The organism is Mesorhizobium sp. M1D.F.Ca.ET.231.01.1.1 (assembly GCF_003999155.2).
Taxonomy (GTDB): Bacteria; Pseudomonadota; Alphaproteobacteria; order Rhizobiales; family Rhizobiaceae; genus Mesorhizobium.
Genome location: NZ_RZOZ02000001.1, coordinates 228,974 through 247,339, shown reverse-complemented (window position 1 = coordinate 247,339; position 18,366 = coordinate 228,974). Strand labels below are relative to the sequence as shown.

Genomic DNA, 18,366 nt, shown 5'->3' with positions numbered 1-18,366 from the left:
CGCCATCTGGAGGTGGGGCGGCTCGGGCATTGGCGCGGAATGCACCGGATAAAGAGCGCTGACGCAACGCGGCGCGCTCTTGAGCCTTGAAATTGCCACCGCCTTGGGCTTCAACGCAAGGCATGTTTGAGGGGACTCTGCGCCTTTTCGTGATTGGGCTGGTCGCCGCGCTGTTCGCGGTGCCGGTTTCCTTCGCGCTGGCCCAGAACGCCAACGATATCGGCGACATCAAGCTGCCGGGCATTTCGAGCTATGCGACGCCGAAGAACGAGAAGTCGCTGGCGCTGGGCAGCGGCGGAGCGATCACCCTTTCCGCGCAACTGACGGACAAGGGCACCGACATCGCCCGCGGTATCGTCTGGCGGGTATTCAAGCCCGAGCCCGCCAGCGACGGCAAGCTGCCCATGGTTGCGTCCGCGCATGGCGGCACGGCAGTGTTCCAGCTCGACCCCGGCAGCTACCTCGTCCATGCCTCCTATGGGCGAGCCGGCGCCACCAAGCGCATCACCGTCGGCAAGGACGCCAAGCGCGAAAGCCTCGTCCTCGACGCCGGCGGCTTGAAGCTCGACGCGGTGACGTCGGGCGGCGCGCATATCCCGTCGAAGAAACTTCGTTTTTCGATCTATGAAGGCCAGGCCGAGGCCAATGGCGACCGCGCGCTGATCGCCCCCGATGTCGAGCCGAACACGGTGGTGCGGCTGAATGCCGGCACCTACCACGTCGTCTCCACTTATGGCGCGGTCAACGCAGTGATCCGCTCCGACATCCGCGTCGAGGCCGGCAAGCTGACGGAGGCGACCGTCGAGCACCGCGCCGCCGAGATGACGATGAAGCTGGTGCGCGAGCCCGGCGGCGAAGCCATTGCCGACACCTCCTGGTCGCTGCTCAACGAATCCGGCGATCCGATCAAGGAAGCCGTCGGCGCCTTCGCCTCGATGGTGCTGGCCGAGGGCCAATACACCATCATCGCCAAGAACCGTGACCGCATCTACCAGAAGGATTTCACGGTCGTTGCCGGCCAGAACCAGGAGATCGAGGTTGTGGCGAATGAAGCGTCCGCCATCGATCCGGAAGAAGGCGCGGACTAAAGCAATTCCCGGAAAAATGCCCGGCGGTCTTCCGTCCGGAATTGGCTAGAAATGCGTTCAAGCGACCTTGCGCATCCGCTTCGGCAGGAACGGCACGCGTCCGCGCGACGCGGCCGGCGATGCCATGTCGAATACGGCGCGATAAAGGCGGTCGAGCAACGCCTTGCGGTCGCGCAGCGGCTCAAGTTCGCTCCATCTCAGCACCTCGCCGATGCGCACCTCGATCGCCTTGCCGGACAGCCTCGCGAACTCGCGGATGAGCAAGGAGGTGCGCAGCGTCAGCGACGCCTTGCCGACGAACCTCGCCACGCGGTTGTCGCGCTCGGCCATGTTCATCGGCCCGCTGACCAGGTGGAACAGCCGGCCGTTCTGGCCGGAGAAATGCATCGGGATGACCGAGGCCTTTGCCTCCTGGATGAGCTTGGCGGGGAACATCTTCCACGGCAGGTCGATCGCGCGGCCGAACCCCTTCGGCGCGGTGGCGACGCCACCGGCCGGGAAGACGACGATGGTTACGCCTTCCTTCAACAGCCGCACCGCCTCGTGGCGTACCGCCATGTTGTTCTTCAGCGCGTCCTTGGTCTCGGAAAAATCGATCGGCAGCGAATAGGCTTCCATCTCGCGGATCCTGAGCAGATCCTTGTGGATCATGACCCGGAACGGACGGCCGAGCTGCTCGGCCAGCGACAGCACCGCGATGCCGTCGCCGATGCCGAACGGATGGTTGGCGACGATCACCAGCGGCGTGTCCGGCATATTGGCCGGCGGCCAATGGCCGGCGCTGCGCACCTTGACGTCGATCAGCTCCAGCATGCGGCTGAACACCCGGTCGCCAGTCGGCGCGACCTGGCGCCGCCAGAAATCATAGAGCACGGCAAAGCGGTCGCGGCCGGATAGGCCCTCGACGGAATGGATGAACCAGCGCGTCAGCGCCGGCTGGTGCGCGCTGGCGTAGGAGAGCTCGGGAAAACGTCTTTCCCGCAGTTTCAACTTGAGCATGGCGGCTGGTTACAGGTTTGGCGTGACAGGCATGTGAAAATGGCGGTGGAGCGCTCCACCGCCATTTGATGAGGGATCGAAAGATCAGGCCGCGCGACGCTTGCGGTCCGGCGAGACCGCCTCGTCGGTGAGCGACTTCACCGCGTCCGCCAGCTTGAGCGATTCCTGGTCGCGGGAGCCGAGCCGGCGGATGTTGACGGTCTCCTCTTCCGCCTCGCGCTTGCCGCAGACGAGGATGACCGGAACCTTGGCCAGCGAGTGCTCGCGCACCTTGTAGTTGATCTTCTCGTTGCGCAGGTCGGCTTCGGCCAGCAGGCCCGCGGCCTTCAGCCGCTCGACGACCTTCATCGCGTACTCGTCCGCGTCGGAGGTGATCGTCGCCACCACCACCTGCAGCGGCGCGAACCACAGCGGGAAATGGCCGGAATAGTTCTCGATCAGGATGCCGAGGAAGCGTTCCATCGAGCCGCACACCGCGCGGTGCACCATGACCGGCTGCTTCTTCTCCGAATCCGAGCCGATATAGAAGGCGCCGAAACGCTCCGGCAGGTTGAAGTCGACCTGCGTGGTGCCGCACTGCCATTCGCGACCGATGGCGTCCTTCAGCACATATTCGAACTTCGGCCCGTAGAAGGCGCCCTCGCCCGGGTTGATCGAGGTCTTGATGCGATTGCCGGAACGCGTGCGGATCGTCTCAAGCACGTTGCTCATGATGGCCTCGGCATGGTCCCAGGCCTCATCGGTGCCGACGCGCTTGTCCGGCCGCGTCGAGAGCTTCACGGCAACTTCGTCGAAGCCGAAATCGGCATAGGTCGACAGGATCAGGTCGTTGATGCGCAGGCATTCCGCGGCGAGCTGCTCCTCGGTGCAGAAAATGTGCGCGTCGTCCTGCGTGAAACCGCGTACCCGCATCAGCCCATGCAGCGCGCCGGACGGCTCGTAGCGATGCACATTGCCGAACTCCGCAAGCTTCACGGGCAGTTCGCGATAGGACTTCAACCCATGCTTGAAGATCTGCACGTGGCCTGGGCAGTTCATCGGCTTCAGCGCGAAGATGCGGTCGTCGTCGGTGTCGTCGCCGGCAACCGTCACCTTGAACATGGCGTCGCGGTACCAGCCCCAATGGCCCGACGTCTCCCACAGGCTCTTGTCCAGCACCTGCGGCGCGTTGACTTCCTGGTAGCCGTGCTCGTCGAGGCGCCGCCGCATGTAGCTGACCAGGTTCTGGAACATCTTCCAGCCCTTGGCGTGCCAGAAGACGACGCCCGGCCCCTCCTCCTGGAAATGGAACAGGTCCATCTCGCGGCCGAGCTTGCGATGGTCGCGCTTTTCGGCCTCCTCGAGCAGCGTCTGATAGGCCTCTAGCTGCGCCTGGTCGGCAAAGGCCGTGCCGTAGATGCGCGTCAGCATCGGGTTGTTGGAATCGCCGCGCCAGTAGGCACCCGCCACCTTCATCAGCTTGAAGGCGTTGCCGATCTGCCCGGTCGAGGCCATGTGCGGGCCGCGGCAAAGGTCGAACCAGTCGCCCTGCGCGTAAATCTTGATGTCCTGGTCCTCGGGAATGGCGTCGATCAGCTCGACCTTGTAGCGCTCGCCCTTGTCGGCAAAGACCTTCTTCGCCGTCTCGCGCGACCAGACTTCCTTGGTGAACGGCTTGTTGCGCGCGATGATCTCGCGCATCTTCTTCTCGATCGCCGGGAAATCGTCCGGCGTGAACGGCTCGTTGCGCGCGAAATCGTAATAGAACCCGTTCTCGATCACCGGCCCGATGGTCACCTGCGTTCCCGGCCACAATTCCTGCACGGCCTCGGCCAGCACATGCGCTGCGTCGTGGCGGATGAGCTCCAGGGCGCGCGGATCGTCGCGGGTGATGATCTCGACCTTGCCGGACTTGCCGAGCGGATCGGAAAGGTCGCGGATGGTGCCGTCGATCGCATAGGCCACGGCCTTCTTGGCCAGCGACTTGGAGATCGACTCGGCCAGACCGGCGCCGGTCATCGCCGCGTCGTACTCGCGGACCGAACCATCGGGAAATGTCAGGGAAACGGAATTCAGCATCAGAGTTCTCCTATCCAGTCCCGCAAACGAGCGCGGGTGGTGAAAAGCATGTCGCGTGCTGGAGCATGCAGAGGTTGGCCGGACGCATCCGGCAGCGGGCGCGGTTTTAGAGGCAGATTCCGGCGCCGTAAAGTCGCGATCTTTCCTATTTGATGAGGCCGGGCAGATCCTTCAGGAACGCCGCCCGCGTCGCCAGCCCCTTCGGCATGTCGGCGCGCTTGGTATCGACAACCAGCCGGGCGAACACGATGCGGCGGCCATTCTTTTCGGCCCAGCCGACGAACCATCCGAGCGACCGCTTGTTCCTGTCTCGCGCTGTGCTGCCGGTCTTGCCTTGCACCGTCCAGCCGCCGGCCCTGAAGCTCGGGATGATCGCTTTGGTCATCTCGAGCGCCTTGGCCGAGACCGGCATTTTGCCGTCCAGCAGCCGGCGCAGGAAGGCCGTCTGCTCGACGGGCGAGATTTCGAGCGAGGAATCCACCCAGGAATTGGTCAGGCCGGCATTCTTGCCGGCGCTGCCCGAGACATCGGCGTTGCCGTAGCCGAATTTCGATACATAGCCGGCGAAACTTTTCGGCCCCAGCCGGCGCGTGATCTCGCGCGAATACCAGATGATGGAATCGCGTCCCGGATCGTCGGGTCGACGGTCTTGCGGCCGCGCTTCACCGCGTTGAACTCGGGCTTGTAGTCCCAGCTCGGCGTGTGCTGGTCGCTCAGGATTGCGGAATCATAGCCGATCAGTGCCAGCGGCACCTTGAAGGTGGAGGCCGGGCTGACCCGCCGGTCGCACAAGCCGTCCTGGTAAAGCGTCGCGCCGCTTTCCTGGTCCTGGATCAGCGTGCAGTGGATGTCCGCAAGGGGCGCCGATTGCGCCCGTATCGGCAGGCCGAGCATCCACGCCAGAAGGAACAGAATAACGGCAATAAAGAACGGATAGCGGTCCATCTGGCGCATCGAAGCTCACTCCTGAAAGGGATTACGCGGAGCGGCTTAGCGAGGCCTCTTGTCTCGAATTTGTCTCAAATTCGCAGTGTTTGTGCAGGCTGGCGTTAACCCTACCAGACCGTAAACACGGCCTGCGAAACGCCGGCACGATCAGCTGTCGGCCTCACCGAGTTTCCTGCCGATCCGCCAGTAGCGCCACGGCATGAACCAGACATAGCGTGCGCCAAGCGTCTCCGGCACGCGGTCGATGCCATGCGTCCCGAACGGCCCGCAGCGCGAAACCCGGAACAGCGCCATCCATCCGCCGGCCCACAACCCATGGCGGGCGATCGCCTCATGCGCATATTCGGAACAGGTCGGCAGATGCCGGCAGCTGTTGCCGACGAAGCCGGAGAGGGTCAACTGATAGAGACGCACGAGCGAGGTGCCGAGGACACGGCCCGGCGTCTTGCGCCAGGGTCCTGGCCAATTGCGCCCGCGCTGGGTAGGCCTGGCGCTGTGCATATGCCCGTGGTGGTCAACCAACCAATCAGCTCCGCATCGCGTTTTGCTGTGCGATAGATGTGAGCTTCGGACCCGGAACGCAATGCTCTTTTGCCCTCACGGCCTGGACCGGCGGATGCGATGCCTGTCAGTCCAGGATGAATGGTGCGTGGAAACATCGGGATGGTGATGGCGGCAGTGGCCGCGTGCGGCTTCGCCACGCCTCTGAAAGGTGGCGATCCGTATGACGTCATTCAAAATGGCCAGGAACTGGTTCATGGCAATGCTCCTTTGAGCTCCGATTAGACTGCCGCTGGCCTTGGCTCTCAAACGAGTATAATTTCCGCTTCGAATAACTTGAGGTTATGCGATATGAAGCGGGGGCGACTGCCGCTGACGGCGCTCAGGAGCTTTGAAACGGCCGGCCGGCATTTGAGCTTCAGCCGCGCGGCGGAGGAGCTTTACGTCTCGCAGGCGGCCATCAGCCGGCAGATCCGCGAGCTCGAAACCTTCCTGCGCCAGCCGCTGTTCCTCCGCCTCCATCGCCGCGTCGAACTGACGGATGCCGGCCGCCTGCTGCTCGACCAGCTGGTGAGAAGCTTCGACGACATCGACCGGGTGCTGTCGGAACTGGCGGGGTCACCGGCACAGTCGGTGGTGCGCGTCAGCGTCGAGCCTTCGCTCGCAGCGGTGTGGCTGGTGCCGCGGCTCAACCGGTTTCGCGAATTGCGGCCCGATATCGACGTGTCGCTCGAAGTCGATGTACGGCCGATCGAGTTCCGCAGCGATCAGCCCGAGCTCGCCTTGCGTTTCAGCGCGCACGCCACGTCATGGCCTCGCACTGAGGCCGAGCGCCTGGCCTCGACCGTCGATTCACCGGTCCTGTCGCCAGGGTTGCTGGCATCGGGCCCTCCCCTGGAAAAGCCGATCGACCTTCGCCATTACACGCTGTTGCACGAGGAGAACCGCCAGGGTTGGGCGCGCTGGTTCCAGGCGGCCGGCGTGCCCGCGGACGCCGTTCCCGCACGAGGCCCGATGCTGGCCGACATTTCGCTTTCAAAACAGGCCGCGCTGCTCGGCCATGGCGTGGCGCTTGGCGATCTCCTGCAGATCGGCGACGAGCTCGCCTCGGGCGCGCTGATCAAGCCTTTCGACATCGACGTCGCGTCCGGCGCCTATTGGCTGGTGGCGAGAAACTTGCGGGAACTTTCGGAACCGGCCAGGGCATTCGCCGACTGGATACGCAGCGAATTTGCCATGACTGTGCGAACGGTTTAGGAGCTTGTCCTCAAGCCGCCTGTCCGGCGCGCTTCTTCTCGATCTGCCCGATCGCGTCGACCACCGCGTCGAAAGTCAGCATGGTCGAGGCGTGGCGCGCCTTGTAGTCGCGCACCGGCTCCAGATATTTCAGATCGGCGAAGCGTCCCTCGGGCGGCGCGCCGTTTTCCTTCAGCATCTTCAGCATGGCCTCGCGCACCGCGCGCAGCTCGTCGGCATTCGCGCCGACCACATGCTTCGCCATGATCGAGGACGATGCCTGGCCGAGCGCGCAGGCCTTCACGTCATGGGCGAAATCGGTCACCACGTCGCCGTCCATTTTGAGGTCGACGGTGACCGTCGAGCCGCACAATTTGGAGTGCGCCCTGGCGGTGGCATCGGGGTGGTCGAGCCGGCCGATCCGCGCGATGTTTCCGGCGAAGCCGAGAATTTTCGCATTGTAGACGTCGTCGATCATATTTTTCCAATCCGTCGCCGCCAAGCGAACAGGGTTTGCCGCTGTTGCGTCTTCCTTTCGCTCTGCACGAGCATATATAATGCTGGCAGCCGGGCATCGACAAGGCAACCTCAAGCCATTGTCATTGCTCATCTGTTCACGCCGCTTACGGGCTGGAAACCGGGCGAGTTTCACCCGAAAGGTCGTGGTCCGTTCAACTCGTCCCGCCTTTGAGCGGGACTACGGGAGACGCCTTTTTATGGATGCCGTCATCAAGAAACTCATGCCCCCCTCCTCCTATATGGAGAAGCCCGTCACCGACCGCCCAAGCGAGGCCGAGGTCGAGGCCGCCGTGCGCACGCTTTTGCGCTGGACGGGCGACAACCCGGATCGTGAGGGCCTTGTCGATACGCCGAAGCGCGTCACCAAAGCTTTCCGCGAGATGTTCAACGGCTACGACATGTGCCCGGCAGAGGAGCTTGGCCGCACGTTCGAGGAAGTCGCCGGCTATGACGATCTGGTCATCGTCAGGGACATAAAGTTCCACTCCCATTGCGAGCACCACATGGTGCCGATCATCGGCAAGGCGCATGTCGGCTATCTGCCGGACGGCAAGGTCGTCGGCCTGTCCAAGATCGCGCGCGTCGTCGATATCTTCGCCCATCGCCTGCAGACGCAGGAAGCGATGACCGCGCAGATCGCCGGCGTCATCCAGGACGTGCTCAACCCGCGCGGCGTGGCGGTGATGATCGAGGCCGAGCATATGTGCATGGCCATGCGCGGCATCCGCAAGCAGGACTCGACCACGCTCACCTCGACCTTCACCGGCGTCTTCAGGGACACGCCCGAGGAACAGGTGCGCTTCGTCACGATGGTGCGCAGCTGATCGTCCGCCCTCACCCGCTAAAGGCGTAGGCTCAGTCGAAAATGGTGGTTTCCGAGATCCGGAGCGGAGCGTATTGAAATACGTGAGCGCCGGAAGCGGAAGTCGCCATTTGCAGACTGGCCTCCCGAAACATCAGCACGTCTTGAAGTCGAACAAGGACCGGCAATGTCGGCACTGCAATTTCCCGAAGCTCCGGCAGACAAGAAGGCGCTGGAGGAAGGCACTGTCTTTTCTCCGCGCTTCGATGCCGCCGGCCTGGTGACCGTTGTCGTCACCGACGCCGGCGACGGCATGCTTTTGATGGTCGCGCATATGAATGCGCAGGCGCTGGCGCTGACGCTGGAAACCGGCATCGCGCACTACTGGTCGCGTTCGCGCAATGCGCTGTGGAAGAAGGGCGAGACCTCGGGCAACTTCCAGCGCGTCGTCGAGATGCGCACGGATTGTGACCAGGACGCGATATGGTTGAGCGTCAAAGTATTGGGCCACGACGCAACTTGTCACACCGGGAGACGTTCCTGCTTTTATCGGACGGTGGGGATCAGCGACGGCAAGGCGGTGCTTGCCGACGACGGCAGCAGGCCGCTGTTCGATGCGGAAGAGACGTATCGGAAGCCGGTGTGAACCATTCAATATTCACAAACCACTAATATTCACTATTCTCAAACATCCTTGGTGTAGAAGGGATACGGGACAAGGGAGATCATGATGCTCGAATGGGCGTCATTGCGCAGCAGACCTGACGTTCAGGAGGCCAACGGCCCTGCATCGTCCGGCGGCGTGCCGGAGCCGAAGTCGGCGAAGAAGGCAGGCATCTCGCTGGCTCTCGGCGGCGGCTGCGCGCGTGGCTGGGCCCATATCGGCGTGCTGCGCGCGCTGGACGAAGCTGGCATCGAAGTGTCGATGATCGCCGGCACCTCGATCGGCGCGCTGGTCGGCGGCTGCTATCTCGCCGGCAAACTGGACGAGCTCGAGGAATTCGCCAGGAGCCTGACCAAGCGGCGCCTCTTCGGGCTTCTCGATCTCAATCTGCGTGGCAGCGGCCTGTTCGGCGGTATGAAGCTCGACGCTCGGTTGCGCGAGCACGTGGACGGTATCCGTTTCGAGGATCTGTCGAAACCGTTCGTCGCCGTCGCTTCCGAAATCCGTACCGGCCACGAAATCTGGCTGTCGAACGGTTCGCTGATCACCGCCATGCGCGCGTCTTACGCGTTGCCCGGCGTCTTCGAGCCTGTGAGCTGCAACGGCCGCGTGCTGGTCGACGGCGCGCTCGTCAATCCGGTGCCGGTGTCTGTCTGCCGGGCCTACGAGCAGCCGCTCGTCGTGGCCGTCAACCTGCACTACGACCTGTTCGGACGGGCGGCGGTCATCAAGCACAGCGCGGGCGAGCTCGTCATCGAGACCGACGCGCCGCGTCCCGGCCAGGTCAACCCCCAGCACCAGCCGCACCAGACCCGCCTCGGCATCACCGGCGTCATGGTCGAGGCCTTCAACATCATCCAGGATCGGATTTCGCGTGCCAGGCTAGCCGGCGATCCGCCCGATATGTCGCTGCAGCCGAAGCTCAGCCATATCGGCCTCACCGAATTCCACCGCGCCGACGAGGCGATCCGCCTTGGCTATCAGGCGACAATGGCTCAGATCAGCGAATTGACGCGGCTGCAGACGGTGCTCGCCTGACCTGAAGCATCGGCGCAACTCAGGCAATCGCCGCATCCGTGATGCGGAATTGCACTGTCCGGTTGCCGTTCCAGTAATTGCCCGACAGCGAGCCGGCGACATGCACGGTCTTGCCCCTGTTCTTGAACAGGAATTCGCCGAGCGCGGTGTCGACGGCGCGGAACGCGATCGCCTGCAGGTTGCCGCCGCTTTGCGACTGCAGGTCGGCACGGATGTGGTTGGTGCCGATCGGCCGCGCATCGGTGAGCCTGTGGCGCGGCAGCACGAAAACCGGCGCGATGTGTCCAGCGCCGAACGGGCCGGCTTTTTCCAGCGCGTCGAGCAGTGCAAGCGTCGCGCCCTCGGCGGCCAAGGCGCCGTCGATCGCCAGGCTTTCCTCGCTTTGCAGCCGGAAAACGTCCGCCGCCGCGCGCTCCTCGAAGAAGGCTCGCAGCGCGCCAAGCTTGGCGCGCTCGACGGTGATGCCCGCCGCCATGCCGTGGCCGCCGCCCTTGACGATCAGTCCGGCCTCGGCCGCCTCGCGCACCAGCCGGCCGAGATCGAAGCCGGAGACCGACCGCCCAGAGCCGGTGCCGATGCCATTGGCGTTGAAGGCAATGGCGAAGGCCGGACGGCGCGCATGCTCCTTGAGCCGCGAGGCCAGCAGCCCGACGATGCCCGGATGCCAGCTGTTGCTGGCGGTGACGACGATGGCCGGGCCGCTGCCGCCGGCAAGCTCGGCATCGGCTTCGGCGCGCGCCTGCGCCAGCATCTCCATCTCCATCTGCTGCCGTTCCTGGTTCAGTCGGTCGAGCGTCTCGGCGAAGCCTGCGGCCTCGACAGGATCGTCGGTGGCCAGAAGCCGGCTGCCGAGCGCGGCATCGCCGATGCGCCCGCCCGCGTTGATGCGCGGACCGATCAGATAGGCGAGATGAAAGGTGTTGATCGGCTCACCGACGCGCGAGACCCGCGCCAGCGCCGCCAGCCCTTCATTCTTTTGCTGGCGCGCCACCTGCAGGCCCTTGACCACGAAAGCGCGGTTGACGCCGGTGAGCGGCACGACGTCGCAAACCGTCGCCAGCGCGACGAGGTCGAGCAGCGACAGAAGATCGACCGGCGCGGCATTTGGCAGCCTGTCGCGCAGCACCTTCGCCGTCTGGACCAGGCACAGGAAGACGACGCCGGCAGCGCAAAGATGCCCCTGCCCTGAAAGATCGTCTTCCCGGTTCGGATTGACCACAGCGTCCGCCGCCGGCAGCGCGCCGCCGACCTGATGATGGTCGAGCACCACGACGTCGGCGCCGGCTTGCTTCGCTGCTTCGATCGACGCGGCGCTGTTGGTGCCGCAGTCGACGGTGACGATCAGCCTCGCGCCGCGCGAGATGAGCTCGCGCATGGCCTCCGGATTGGGGCCGTAGCCTTCGAAGATGCGGTCGGGGATATAGATCTCGGACGGTATCGAGAAATGCGTGAGGAAGCGCTTCAGCAGCGCTGACGAGGCCGCGCCGTCGACGTCGTAGTCGCCGAAGATCGCCACCTTCTCGCCGGCCACGATCGCGTCGGCCAGCCGCGCCGCCGCCTGCTCCATGTCGGTCAGCGAGGCCGGGTTCGGCAAAAGCTCGCGAATGGTCGGATCGAGGAAGCGCTCGGTCTGCTCGACGCTCACGCCGCGCCCGGCGAGCACGCGCGCCACGATGTCCGGCACGCCATGGCCCTGCGCGATGGCCAAAGCGGCCATGTCCTGCCGCTCGGTCAGCCGGTGTTCCCAGGAAACACCGGTCGCCGATTGCCTGACATCGAGGAAGAACCGTCTCTCGCCCGTCATGCGACGCGCCGTCTGCACATCATCATTGCGCAGATATCAACAGGCGGCGGCCGGGGCAATTCCGGGAACGTGGGCAATTCGAGGAAAGGTGTGGAATAGCCTTCCTCGAACTGCTGCAAAAGCGTCCAGACGGGAAGAAATCAAAACTTGTCCAGATCCTGGTGACGCGCCTTGATCTCGCGCACGGTGCGCGAGGACGAGCGCAGCACGATGGTGTGTGTGGTGATGAAGGTGCGGCCGAACTTCACGCCCTCGAGCAGATTGCCGTCGGTGACGCCGGTTGCCGCAAACAGCACGTCGCCGCGCGCCATGTCCTGCGCCCGATAAACCCGCTTCGGATCCGAAATGCCCATCTTTTCGGCCCGCGCCACCTTCTCCGGCGTATCGAGGATCAGCCGGCCCAGCATCTGGCCGCCGGTGCAGCGCAGCGCCGCAGCGGCCAGCACTCCTTCCGGTGCGCCGCCGGTGCCGAGATAGATGTCGATGCCGGTCTCGTCCGGGTCGGTGGTGTGGATGACGCCGGCGACGTCGCCGTCACCGATCAGCCGGATCGCGGCGCCTGTGGCGCGCACGGCGTCGATCAGCTCGGCATGGCGCGGCCGGTCGAGGATGCAGGCAGTGATGTCGGACACCGCGACCCCTTTGGCCTTGGCGAGATTGGCGATGTTCTCGGCCGGCGGCGCGTCGATGTCGATGATGCCCTCAGCATAGCCCGGCCCGATCGCGATCTTGTCCATATAGACGTCGGGCGCGAACAGCAGGCTGCCCTTTTCCGCAATCGCGATGACGGCGAGCGCGTTGGGCAGGTTCTTGGCGCAGATCGTCGTGCCTTCGAGCGGATCGAGCGCGATATCGACCGCCGGCCCTTTGCCGGTGCCGACCTCCTCGCCGATATAGAGCATCGGCGCCTCGTCGCGCTCGCCCTCGCCGATCACCACCGTGCCCTTGATGGCGAGCCGGTTGAGCTCCTGGCGCATGGCGTCGACGGCGGCCTGGTCGGCGGCTTTCTCATCGCCACGACCGCGCAGCCTGGCGGCCGCGACGGCGGCCCGCTCGGTGACGCGCACCACTTCCATAGTGAGGATACGGTCGAGGCCGGCTGCGATGTTCTGGGCCATGTTCATGGATGGGCATTCCTCGTTGACACGGGGAGCGGTTCAGTTGGAACCGCTCCAATTGTTGCTTCGAGCAATTCCGGACGGAAAACCGCCAGGCACTTTTCCGCGAATTGCTCCCGCCTCCCGCCAGAGGCGCGCTTCTTCTGGCAAAGCTCCATGACAACGGCAAGACTTGCCTCGGCAATTTTTGAAATTGCAGCAATATCAATCGATTGAAGGCAGATTATGACTTGAGCTATTCCGCCCGCTCGATGCGGATCACCTGCGGCTTGTCGGTCAGATGGCCGTCCTTGGTGACGCCTTCGACGGCCTTGCGCACCGCGGCCTCCGTCGTCTCGTGGGTGACGAGGATAACCGTCTTTTGCGCCTCGGTTTCCGGCCCGGCCGCCTGCTGCACGATCGATTCCAGCGAGATGTCGTTGTCGGCCATGCGCTTGGCGATCGCGGCGAAGACGCCGATGCGATCATGCACGGTAAGCCGGATGAAATAGCCGCCGGCATGGCTGCGCATCTGCGCCTTCTTATAGGGCTTCAACTCCTTCGCCGGCCAGCCGAAGACCGGTCCGTGCTGGAAGCCCGGCCGGCTCTTGGCGATGTCGGCGATATCGCCGACCACCGCCGAGGCGGTGGCGTTGCCGCCGGCGCCGGGGCCGGAGAGCAAAAGCTCGCCCAGGATGTCGGTTTCGATCGCCACCGCATTGGTGACGCCGTGCACCTGCGCGATGACCGATGCCGTCGGCACCATGGTCGGATGCACGCGCTGCTCTATGCCGCTGTCGGTGCGCTGGGCGACGCCGAGCAGCTTGATGCGGTAGCCGAGATCGGCCGCCGCGCGGATGTCGGCCTGGCTGATGTTGGAAATGCCTTCCATATAGATGTCGCTGGCGGCGATCCTGGTGCCGAAGGCAAGGCTGGTCAGGATCGACAGCTTGTGCGCCGTGTCGTGGCCTTCGATGTCGAAGGTCGGGTCGGCCTCGGCGTAGCCCAGCCGCTGCGCATCCTTGAGGCAGGCGTCGAAGGATATGCCTTCGGCCTCCATGCGGGTCAGGATGTAGTTGCAGGTGCCGTTGAGGATGCCGAAGACGCGGGTGACCTGGTTGCCGGCCATTGCCTCGCGCATCGTCTTGATGACCGGGATGCCGCCGGCCACCGCCGCCTCGTAGTTGAGCAGCACGCCCTTCTTCTCGGCGATCTCGGCGAGTTGCACGCCGTGCTTGGCCAACAGCGCCTTGTTGGCGGTCACGACATGGCGGCCGGCCTCGAGCGCCGCCTTCACCGAGGCCCGCGCCGGCCCTTCATCACCGCCGATCAACTCGACAAAGACATCGATATCGGCCTGCTCGGCCAGCTTCACGGCATCGTCGAACCATTTGGCGCCACTCAGATCGACGCCGCGGTCGCGCTTCGCATCGCGCGCCGAAACCGCGGTGACGACGATGTCGCGGCCGCACTGGCGGGTGAGCTCGGCCGCCTTTTCGTGGAGCACGCGCGCCACGGAGGCGCCCACCGTGCCGAGGCCGGCAATTCCAACACGCAACGCTTCAGCCATGTCCGGCGACGCCCCTCAAAGAATGGTCGGTGTGATGTGCGGTGAACTAGAGCATGATGCCGAAAAGTGTGAAGCGGTTTTCGGACGACATCATGCTCTAGCTCTTTTGATTGAGAGCCGGATTCAGATTTCAGGCCGAACGGGGCCTGAAATCATCCGGCCCTAGCGGCGCGCGGTGAGCGGCACAACATTGTTGGGCTGCTTGGCGGTCGAGGCCAGGAAGCGCTTGATGTTGCGCGCCGCCTGCCGGATCCGGTGCTCGTTCTCGACCAGCGCCAGGCGCACGAAATCGTCGCCGTGCTCACCGAAGCCGATGCCCGGCGCCACCGCCACGTCGGCATGCTCGATGAGGAGCTTGGAGAATTCGAGCGAGCCGAGCGGGCGGAACTGCTCCGGGATCGGCGCCCAGGCGAACATCGAGGCCGCGGGCGCCGGAATGGTCCAGCCGGCGCGACCGAAGGAATCGACCATCACGTCGCGCCGCTTATGGTAGACCTCGCGCACCTCGGCGATGTCGGCGCCGTCGCCGTTCAGCGCATGCGCCGCCGCCACCTGGATCGGCGTGAAGGCGCCATAGTCGAGATAGGACTTGACCCGGGTCAGCGCTGCGATCAGCCGCTCGTTGCCGACCGCGAAACCCATGCGCCAGCCGGGCATGGAAAAGGTCTTCGACATCGAGGTGAACTCGACGCAGACGTCGATCGCGCCCGGAACCTGCAGCACCGAGGGCGGCGGATTGCCGTCGAAATAGATCTCGGAATAGGCAAGGTCCGACAGGATGATGATGTCGTTCTTCTTGGCGAAGGCGACCACGTCCTTGTAGAAATCGAGCGAGGCGACCAGCGCCGTCGGGTTCGACGGATAGTTGAGGATCAGCGCCAGCGGCTTCGGGATCGAGTGGCGGATGCCGCGCTCGACCGCGGGGATGAAGCCGTCATCGGGTTCGACCTGCAGCGAGCGGATGACGCCGCCCGACATGATGAAGCCGAAGGCGTGGATCGGATAGGTCGGATTGGGGCACAGGATGACGTCGCCGGGCGCAGTGATCGCCTGCGCCATATTGGCGAAGCCTTCCTTCGAGCCAAGCGTCGCCACCACTTGCGTGTCGGGGTTCAGCTTCACGCCGAAGCGGCGCTGATAGTAGGCGGCCTGGGCGCGGCGCAGGCCCGGAATGCCGCGCGAGGAGGAATAGCGATGCGTGCGCGGATCGCGCACAACTTCGCACAATTTATCGACAATGGCCTTCGGCGTCGGCAGGTCCGGATTGCCCATGCCAAGGTCGATGATGTCGGCGCCGCGCGAGCGGGCGCTGGCCTTCAGCCGGTTGACCTGCTCGAACACGTAAGGCGGAAGCCGGCGGACCTTGTGAAATTCTTCCATTTCAGTTCCAGACGATCAAACGGGGCGCTTTCGGCGCGCGATATAGACCTAATTGCAGTTAGGGTCGAGGGCGGGATCGCATTTGCCTTCGATCTGCTTCAGCGCTTCGTCGCCATGCGTCCTGGCGAGCGTGTTGAGCGCGGCCGTATTGGGAGCCGGCTTCGCGCCGCCGCCCTTGGCGACCTGCGCCTGCTGCTCGGCCTTGAGCTCGCCGAGCTTGGCGGCGGTCTCTTCCTTGGACAGCTGCTTGGCGGCAACCTGCGGCGGAATGTTGAGGTTCGGATAGGAGCCGGTGTCCTTAGGACCTTCGGTCAACGCCGTCGGTGCCGCGCTGTTCGCGCTGGTGCTGGTGCAGCCGCCGCCCAGCAGCGGCGCGCCCAGCATCGCGGCCGCGATGGCGATGCGGCAAATCGAACCGGCGCCGAGAAAAAAAGTCCCGCCAACATTAATCGTCATATTGTTTTCCTGGCAGCCGGGCTAGAGCGTGTTGGACCCGGTCAGATGTCCCATGGTAATATGTCAAGAAAACGCTCCGGGAGGAACCCCGCGAACCATGTCCAAAGCGCCCGATTCGGACAAAGCGGAAAATGGCGGACCTTCGACCGTCGAGCAATATCTGGTGAAAGATCCCGAGCGTTTCGCGCTGAACATGGCGCGCATGATCGAGCAGGCCGGCAAGGCGGCTTCCGCCTGGGCCGAGCCGCGTGAAAAGGGTGAGGTGCGCGACCATGTCGCCGAGCCCGTGGTCGACATGGTCAAGACCTTCTCCAAGCTCTCGGAGTACTGGCTGGCCGACCCGCAGCGTGCTCTGGAAGCGCAGACGCGGCTTTTCGCCGGCTATATGACGGTCTGGGCCAACGCCATCCAGAAGGTCAGCCCGAATGCCGAAACGCCTGAGGACGCCGTCAAGCCCGAGCGCGGCGACAAGCGTTTCCAGGACCCGGAATGGGGCCGCAACGCCTTCTTCGATTTCCTGAAACAGGCCTATCTCGTCACCTCGCGCTGGGCCTCCGACCTCGTCGAGCATGCCGAGGGCCTGGACGAGCACACCCGCCACAAGGCGAGCTTCTACGTCAAGCAGGTCTCCAACGCCATCGCACCCTCGAACTTCATCCTGACCAATCCGGAACTGTTCCGCGAGACCGTCGCCTCCAACGGCGAGAACCTGGTGCGCGGCATGAAGATGCTGGCCGAGGACATCGCCGCCGGCAGGGGTGACCTGAAGCTGCGCCAGGCCGACTACGCGCCGTTCGAGATCGGCAAGAACATCGCCACGACGCCCGGCAAGGTGATCGGCCGCAGCGACGTCGCCGAGATCATCCAATACGATCCGGCGACGGAGACGGTGCTGAGGCGCCCGCTGCTCGTCTGCCCGCCATGGATCAACAAATACTACATCCTCGATCTCAACCCGCAGAAATCCTTCATCCGCTGGGCGATCGAGCAGGGCCACACGGTCTTCGTCATCTCCTGGATCAACCCGGACGAGCGCCACGGCGCCAAGGGCTGGGAAGCCTACATCCGCGAAGGCCTGCAATATGGCCTCGACATGGTCGAGAAGGCGACCGGCGAGAGCGAAGTCAACGCCATCGGCTATTGCGTCGGCGGCACGCTGCTGGCGGCGGCGCTCGCGCTTCTGGCGCGGGAAGGCGACCACCGCATCAAGTCGGCGACCTTCTTCACCACCCAGGTCGACTTCACCTATGCCGGCGATCTGAAGGTTTTCGTCGACGAGGACCAGGTTGCCGCGGTCGAGCGCTCGATGAGCGAGAAGGGCTATCTCGAAGGCACCAAGATGGCGACCGCCTTCAACATGCTGCGCTCGGGCGATCTGATCTGGCCTTATGTCATCAACAACTATATGCGCGGCAAGGATCCCCTGCCCTTCGACCTGCTCTACTGGAATGCCGATTCGACGCGCATGGCGGCCGCCAACCATTCCTTCTATCTGCGCAACTGCTATCTCGAGAACAATCTCTCGCGCGGCACGATGGAGCTTGCCGGCCGCACCGTCTCCCTGGCCGACATCACGATCCCGGTCTACAACCTGGCGACGAAAGAGGACCACATCGCGCCGGCGCTCTCGGTGTTCCTCGGCTCGCAGTTCTTCGGCGGCGACGTGGAATATGTGATGGCCGGCTCAGGCCATATCGCCGGCGTCGTCAATCCGCCGGCGGCGCACAAATACCAGTACTGGACCGGCGCCAAGCCGGTTGGCGATTTCAACACCTGGTTCGCTGGCGCGCACGAGCATCCGGGTTCGTGGTGGACGCACTGGCAGCACTGGATCGAAAGCCAGGACAATGTGCATGTCCCGGCCCGCAAACCCGGCAAGCGTATGAAAACCTTAGGGGATGCGCCGGGCACCTATGTCAAGGTGCGTGTGTAACGGACTGTAATGTCTGGTGAGTTGACGGGCCGCTAAAACAGGGCGAAATGGTGGCGTTAATCGTTTTCGCAGCCTCGGTTCGCCTTCAGACGCACAATAAATCCGAGATTTGCAGATTGACGCATATCCCGTTTCCGGTTCGGGAACAGGAGGTCATCGCTAGAGGCACTGGAGCGCCGCGGCGATGATATACGGACCGGATGCCGAGGGGGAATTTTATTTTGAAACCAGTAGGTTGGCGTCTCGCACGAGGGGAAAGCCGCAGCATTGCGG

At 64.2% G+C, this 18,366-nt stretch carries 16 protein-coding genes and 1 pseudogene; 7 read left to right on the top strand and 10 right to left on the bottom strand.

Features of this window, described 5'->3' with window-relative positions:
• The first annotated feature begins 122 nt into the window (after window positions 1–122).
• On the top strand, window positions 123–1,088 hold the full coding sequence (locus EN874_RS01205; RefSeq protein ID WP_126088852.1) for a hypothetical protein: 966 nt from the start codon (window positions 123–125) through the stop codon (window positions 1,086–1,088).
• A 57-nt stretch (window positions 1,089–1,145) separates the two neighbouring features.
• Here EN874_RS01205 and EN874_RS01200 read toward each other — a convergent pair whose 3' ends face one another.
• The 4 genes and pseudogenes from EN874_RS01200 to yidD form a co-directional block, all read right to left on the bottom strand.
• A complete protein-coding gene (locus EN874_RS01200) occupies window positions 1,146–2,087 on the bottom strand; it encodes a lysophospholipid acyltransferase family protein (RefSeq protein ID WP_127428151.1) in 942 nt (313 codons plus the stop codon).
• An 84-nt stretch (window positions 2,088–2,171) separates the two neighbouring features.
• Window positions 2,172–4,145 carry a threonine--tRNA ligase gene (thrS, locus tag EN874_RS01195; protein ID WP_127428150.1) on the bottom strand — a complete coding sequence of 658 codons (1,974 nt, stop codon included), beginning with the start codon at window positions 4,143–4,145 and terminating at the stop codon, window positions 2,172–2,174.
• A gap of 145 nt (window positions 4,146–4,290) precedes the next feature.
• Window positions 4,291–5,099: pseudogene (gene blaOXA, locus EN874_RS01190) on the bottom strand (class D beta-lactamase).
• Between the two features lie 141 nt (window positions 5,100–5,240).
• Window positions 5,241–5,615: a membrane protein insertion efficiency factor YidD gene (gene yidD, locus EN874_RS01185; RefSeq protein ID WP_168247334.1), complete on the bottom strand. Its 375-nt coding sequence runs from the start codon at window positions 5,613–5,615 to the stop codon at window positions 5,241–5,243.
• Window positions 5,616–5,756: 141 nt separating this feature from the next.
• Between yidD and EN874_RS34780 the strand changes: the two genes are divergently transcribed.
• Entirely contained in the window at window positions 5,757–5,879 is a 123-nt protein-coding gene (locus EN874_RS34780) for a hypothetical protein (RefSeq protein WP_281061386.1), read from the top strand.
• A gap of 66 nt (window positions 5,880–5,945) precedes the next feature.
• Complete coding sequence (locus EN874_RS01180) at window positions 5,946–6,851, top strand: LysR substrate-binding domain-containing protein (protein WP_127428149.1); 906 nt, start codon at window positions 5,946–5,948, stop codon at window positions 6,849–6,851.
• Window positions 6,852–6,861: 10 nt separating this feature from the next.
• Here EN874_RS01180 and EN874_RS01175 read toward each other — a convergent pair whose 3' ends face one another.
• Window positions 6,862–7,308, bottom strand: a complete 447-nt coding sequence (locus EN874_RS01175) for an iron-sulfur cluster assembly scaffold protein (protein ID WP_127428148.1) — start codon at window positions 7,306–7,308, stop codon at window positions 6,862–6,864.
• A gap of 238 nt (window positions 7,309–7,546) precedes the next feature.
• On the opposite strand from EN874_RS01175, the gene folE reads away from it, so the two are divergent.
• From folE to EN874_RS01160, 3 genes are all read left to right on the top strand, one after another.
• The gene (folE, locus tag EN874_RS01170; protein ID WP_127428147.1) at window positions 7,547–8,173 is read left to right on the top strand and encodes a GTP cyclohydrolase I FolE; all 627 of its coding nucleotides are present in this window, start codon (window positions 7,547–7,549) and stop codon (window positions 8,171–8,173) included.
• 165 nt (window positions 8,174–8,338) lie between these two features.
• Window positions 8,339–8,797, top strand: a complete 459-nt coding sequence (gene hisI, locus EN874_RS01165) for a phosphoribosyl-AMP cyclohydrolase (protein WP_127428146.1) — start codon at window positions 8,339–8,341, stop codon at window positions 8,795–8,797.
• A gap of 84 nt (window positions 8,798–8,881) precedes the next feature.
• Window positions 8,882–9,853, top strand: coding sequence for a patatin family protein (locus tag EN874_RS01160; protein WP_126089805.1), 972 nt, complete (start codon window positions 8,882–8,884; stop codon window positions 9,851–9,853).
• A 19-nt stretch (window positions 9,854–9,872) separates the two neighbouring features.
• On the opposite strand, the gene recJ is transcribed toward EN874_RS01160, so the two are convergent.
• The 5 genes from recJ to EN874_RS01135 all read right to left on the bottom strand — a co-directional run bounded on the left by recJ (window position 9,873) and on the right by EN874_RS01135 (window position 16,160).
• Window positions 9,873–11,657: a single-stranded-DNA-specific exonuclease RecJ gene (gene recJ, locus EN874_RS01155; RefSeq protein WP_127428145.1), complete on the bottom strand. Its 1,785-nt coding sequence runs from the start codon at window positions 11,655–11,657 to the stop codon at window positions 9,873–9,875.
• A gap of 140 nt (window positions 11,658–11,797) precedes the next feature.
• Window positions 11,798–12,781: a class II fructose-bisphosphatase gene (gene glpX / locus EN874_RS01150; RefSeq protein WP_127428144.1), complete on the bottom strand. Its 984-nt coding sequence runs from the start codon at window positions 12,779–12,781 to the stop codon at window positions 11,798–11,800.
• Between the two features lie 229 nt (window positions 12,782–13,010).
• Window positions 13,011–14,324, bottom strand: a complete 1,314-nt coding sequence (locus EN874_RS01145; protein WP_127428143.1) for a homoserine dehydrogenase — start codon at window positions 14,322–14,324, stop codon at window positions 13,011–13,013.
• 162 nt (window positions 14,325–14,486) lie between these two features.
• Complete coding sequence (locus EN874_RS01140) at window positions 14,487–15,704, bottom strand: LL-diaminopimelate aminotransferase (RefSeq protein ID WP_126088842.1); 1,218 nt, start codon at window positions 15,702–15,704, stop codon at window positions 14,487–14,489.
• Window positions 15,705–15,752: 48 nt separating this feature from the next.
• Window positions 15,753–16,160, bottom strand: coding sequence for a hypothetical protein (locus tag EN874_RS01135; protein ID WP_168247333.1), 408 nt, complete (start codon window positions 16,158–16,160; stop codon window positions 15,753–15,755).
• A gap of 97 nt (window positions 16,161–16,257) precedes the next feature.
• On the opposite strand from EN874_RS01135, the gene phaC reads away from it, so the two are divergent.
• The gene (gene phaC / locus EN874_RS01130; RefSeq protein WP_127428142.1) at window positions 16,258–18,093 is read left to right on the top strand and encodes a class I poly(R)-hydroxyalkanoic acid synthase; all 1,836 of its coding nucleotides are present in this window, start codon (window positions 16,258–16,260) and stop codon (window positions 18,091–18,093) included.
• The last annotated feature ends 273 nt before the right edge of the window (window positions 18,094–18,366 follow it).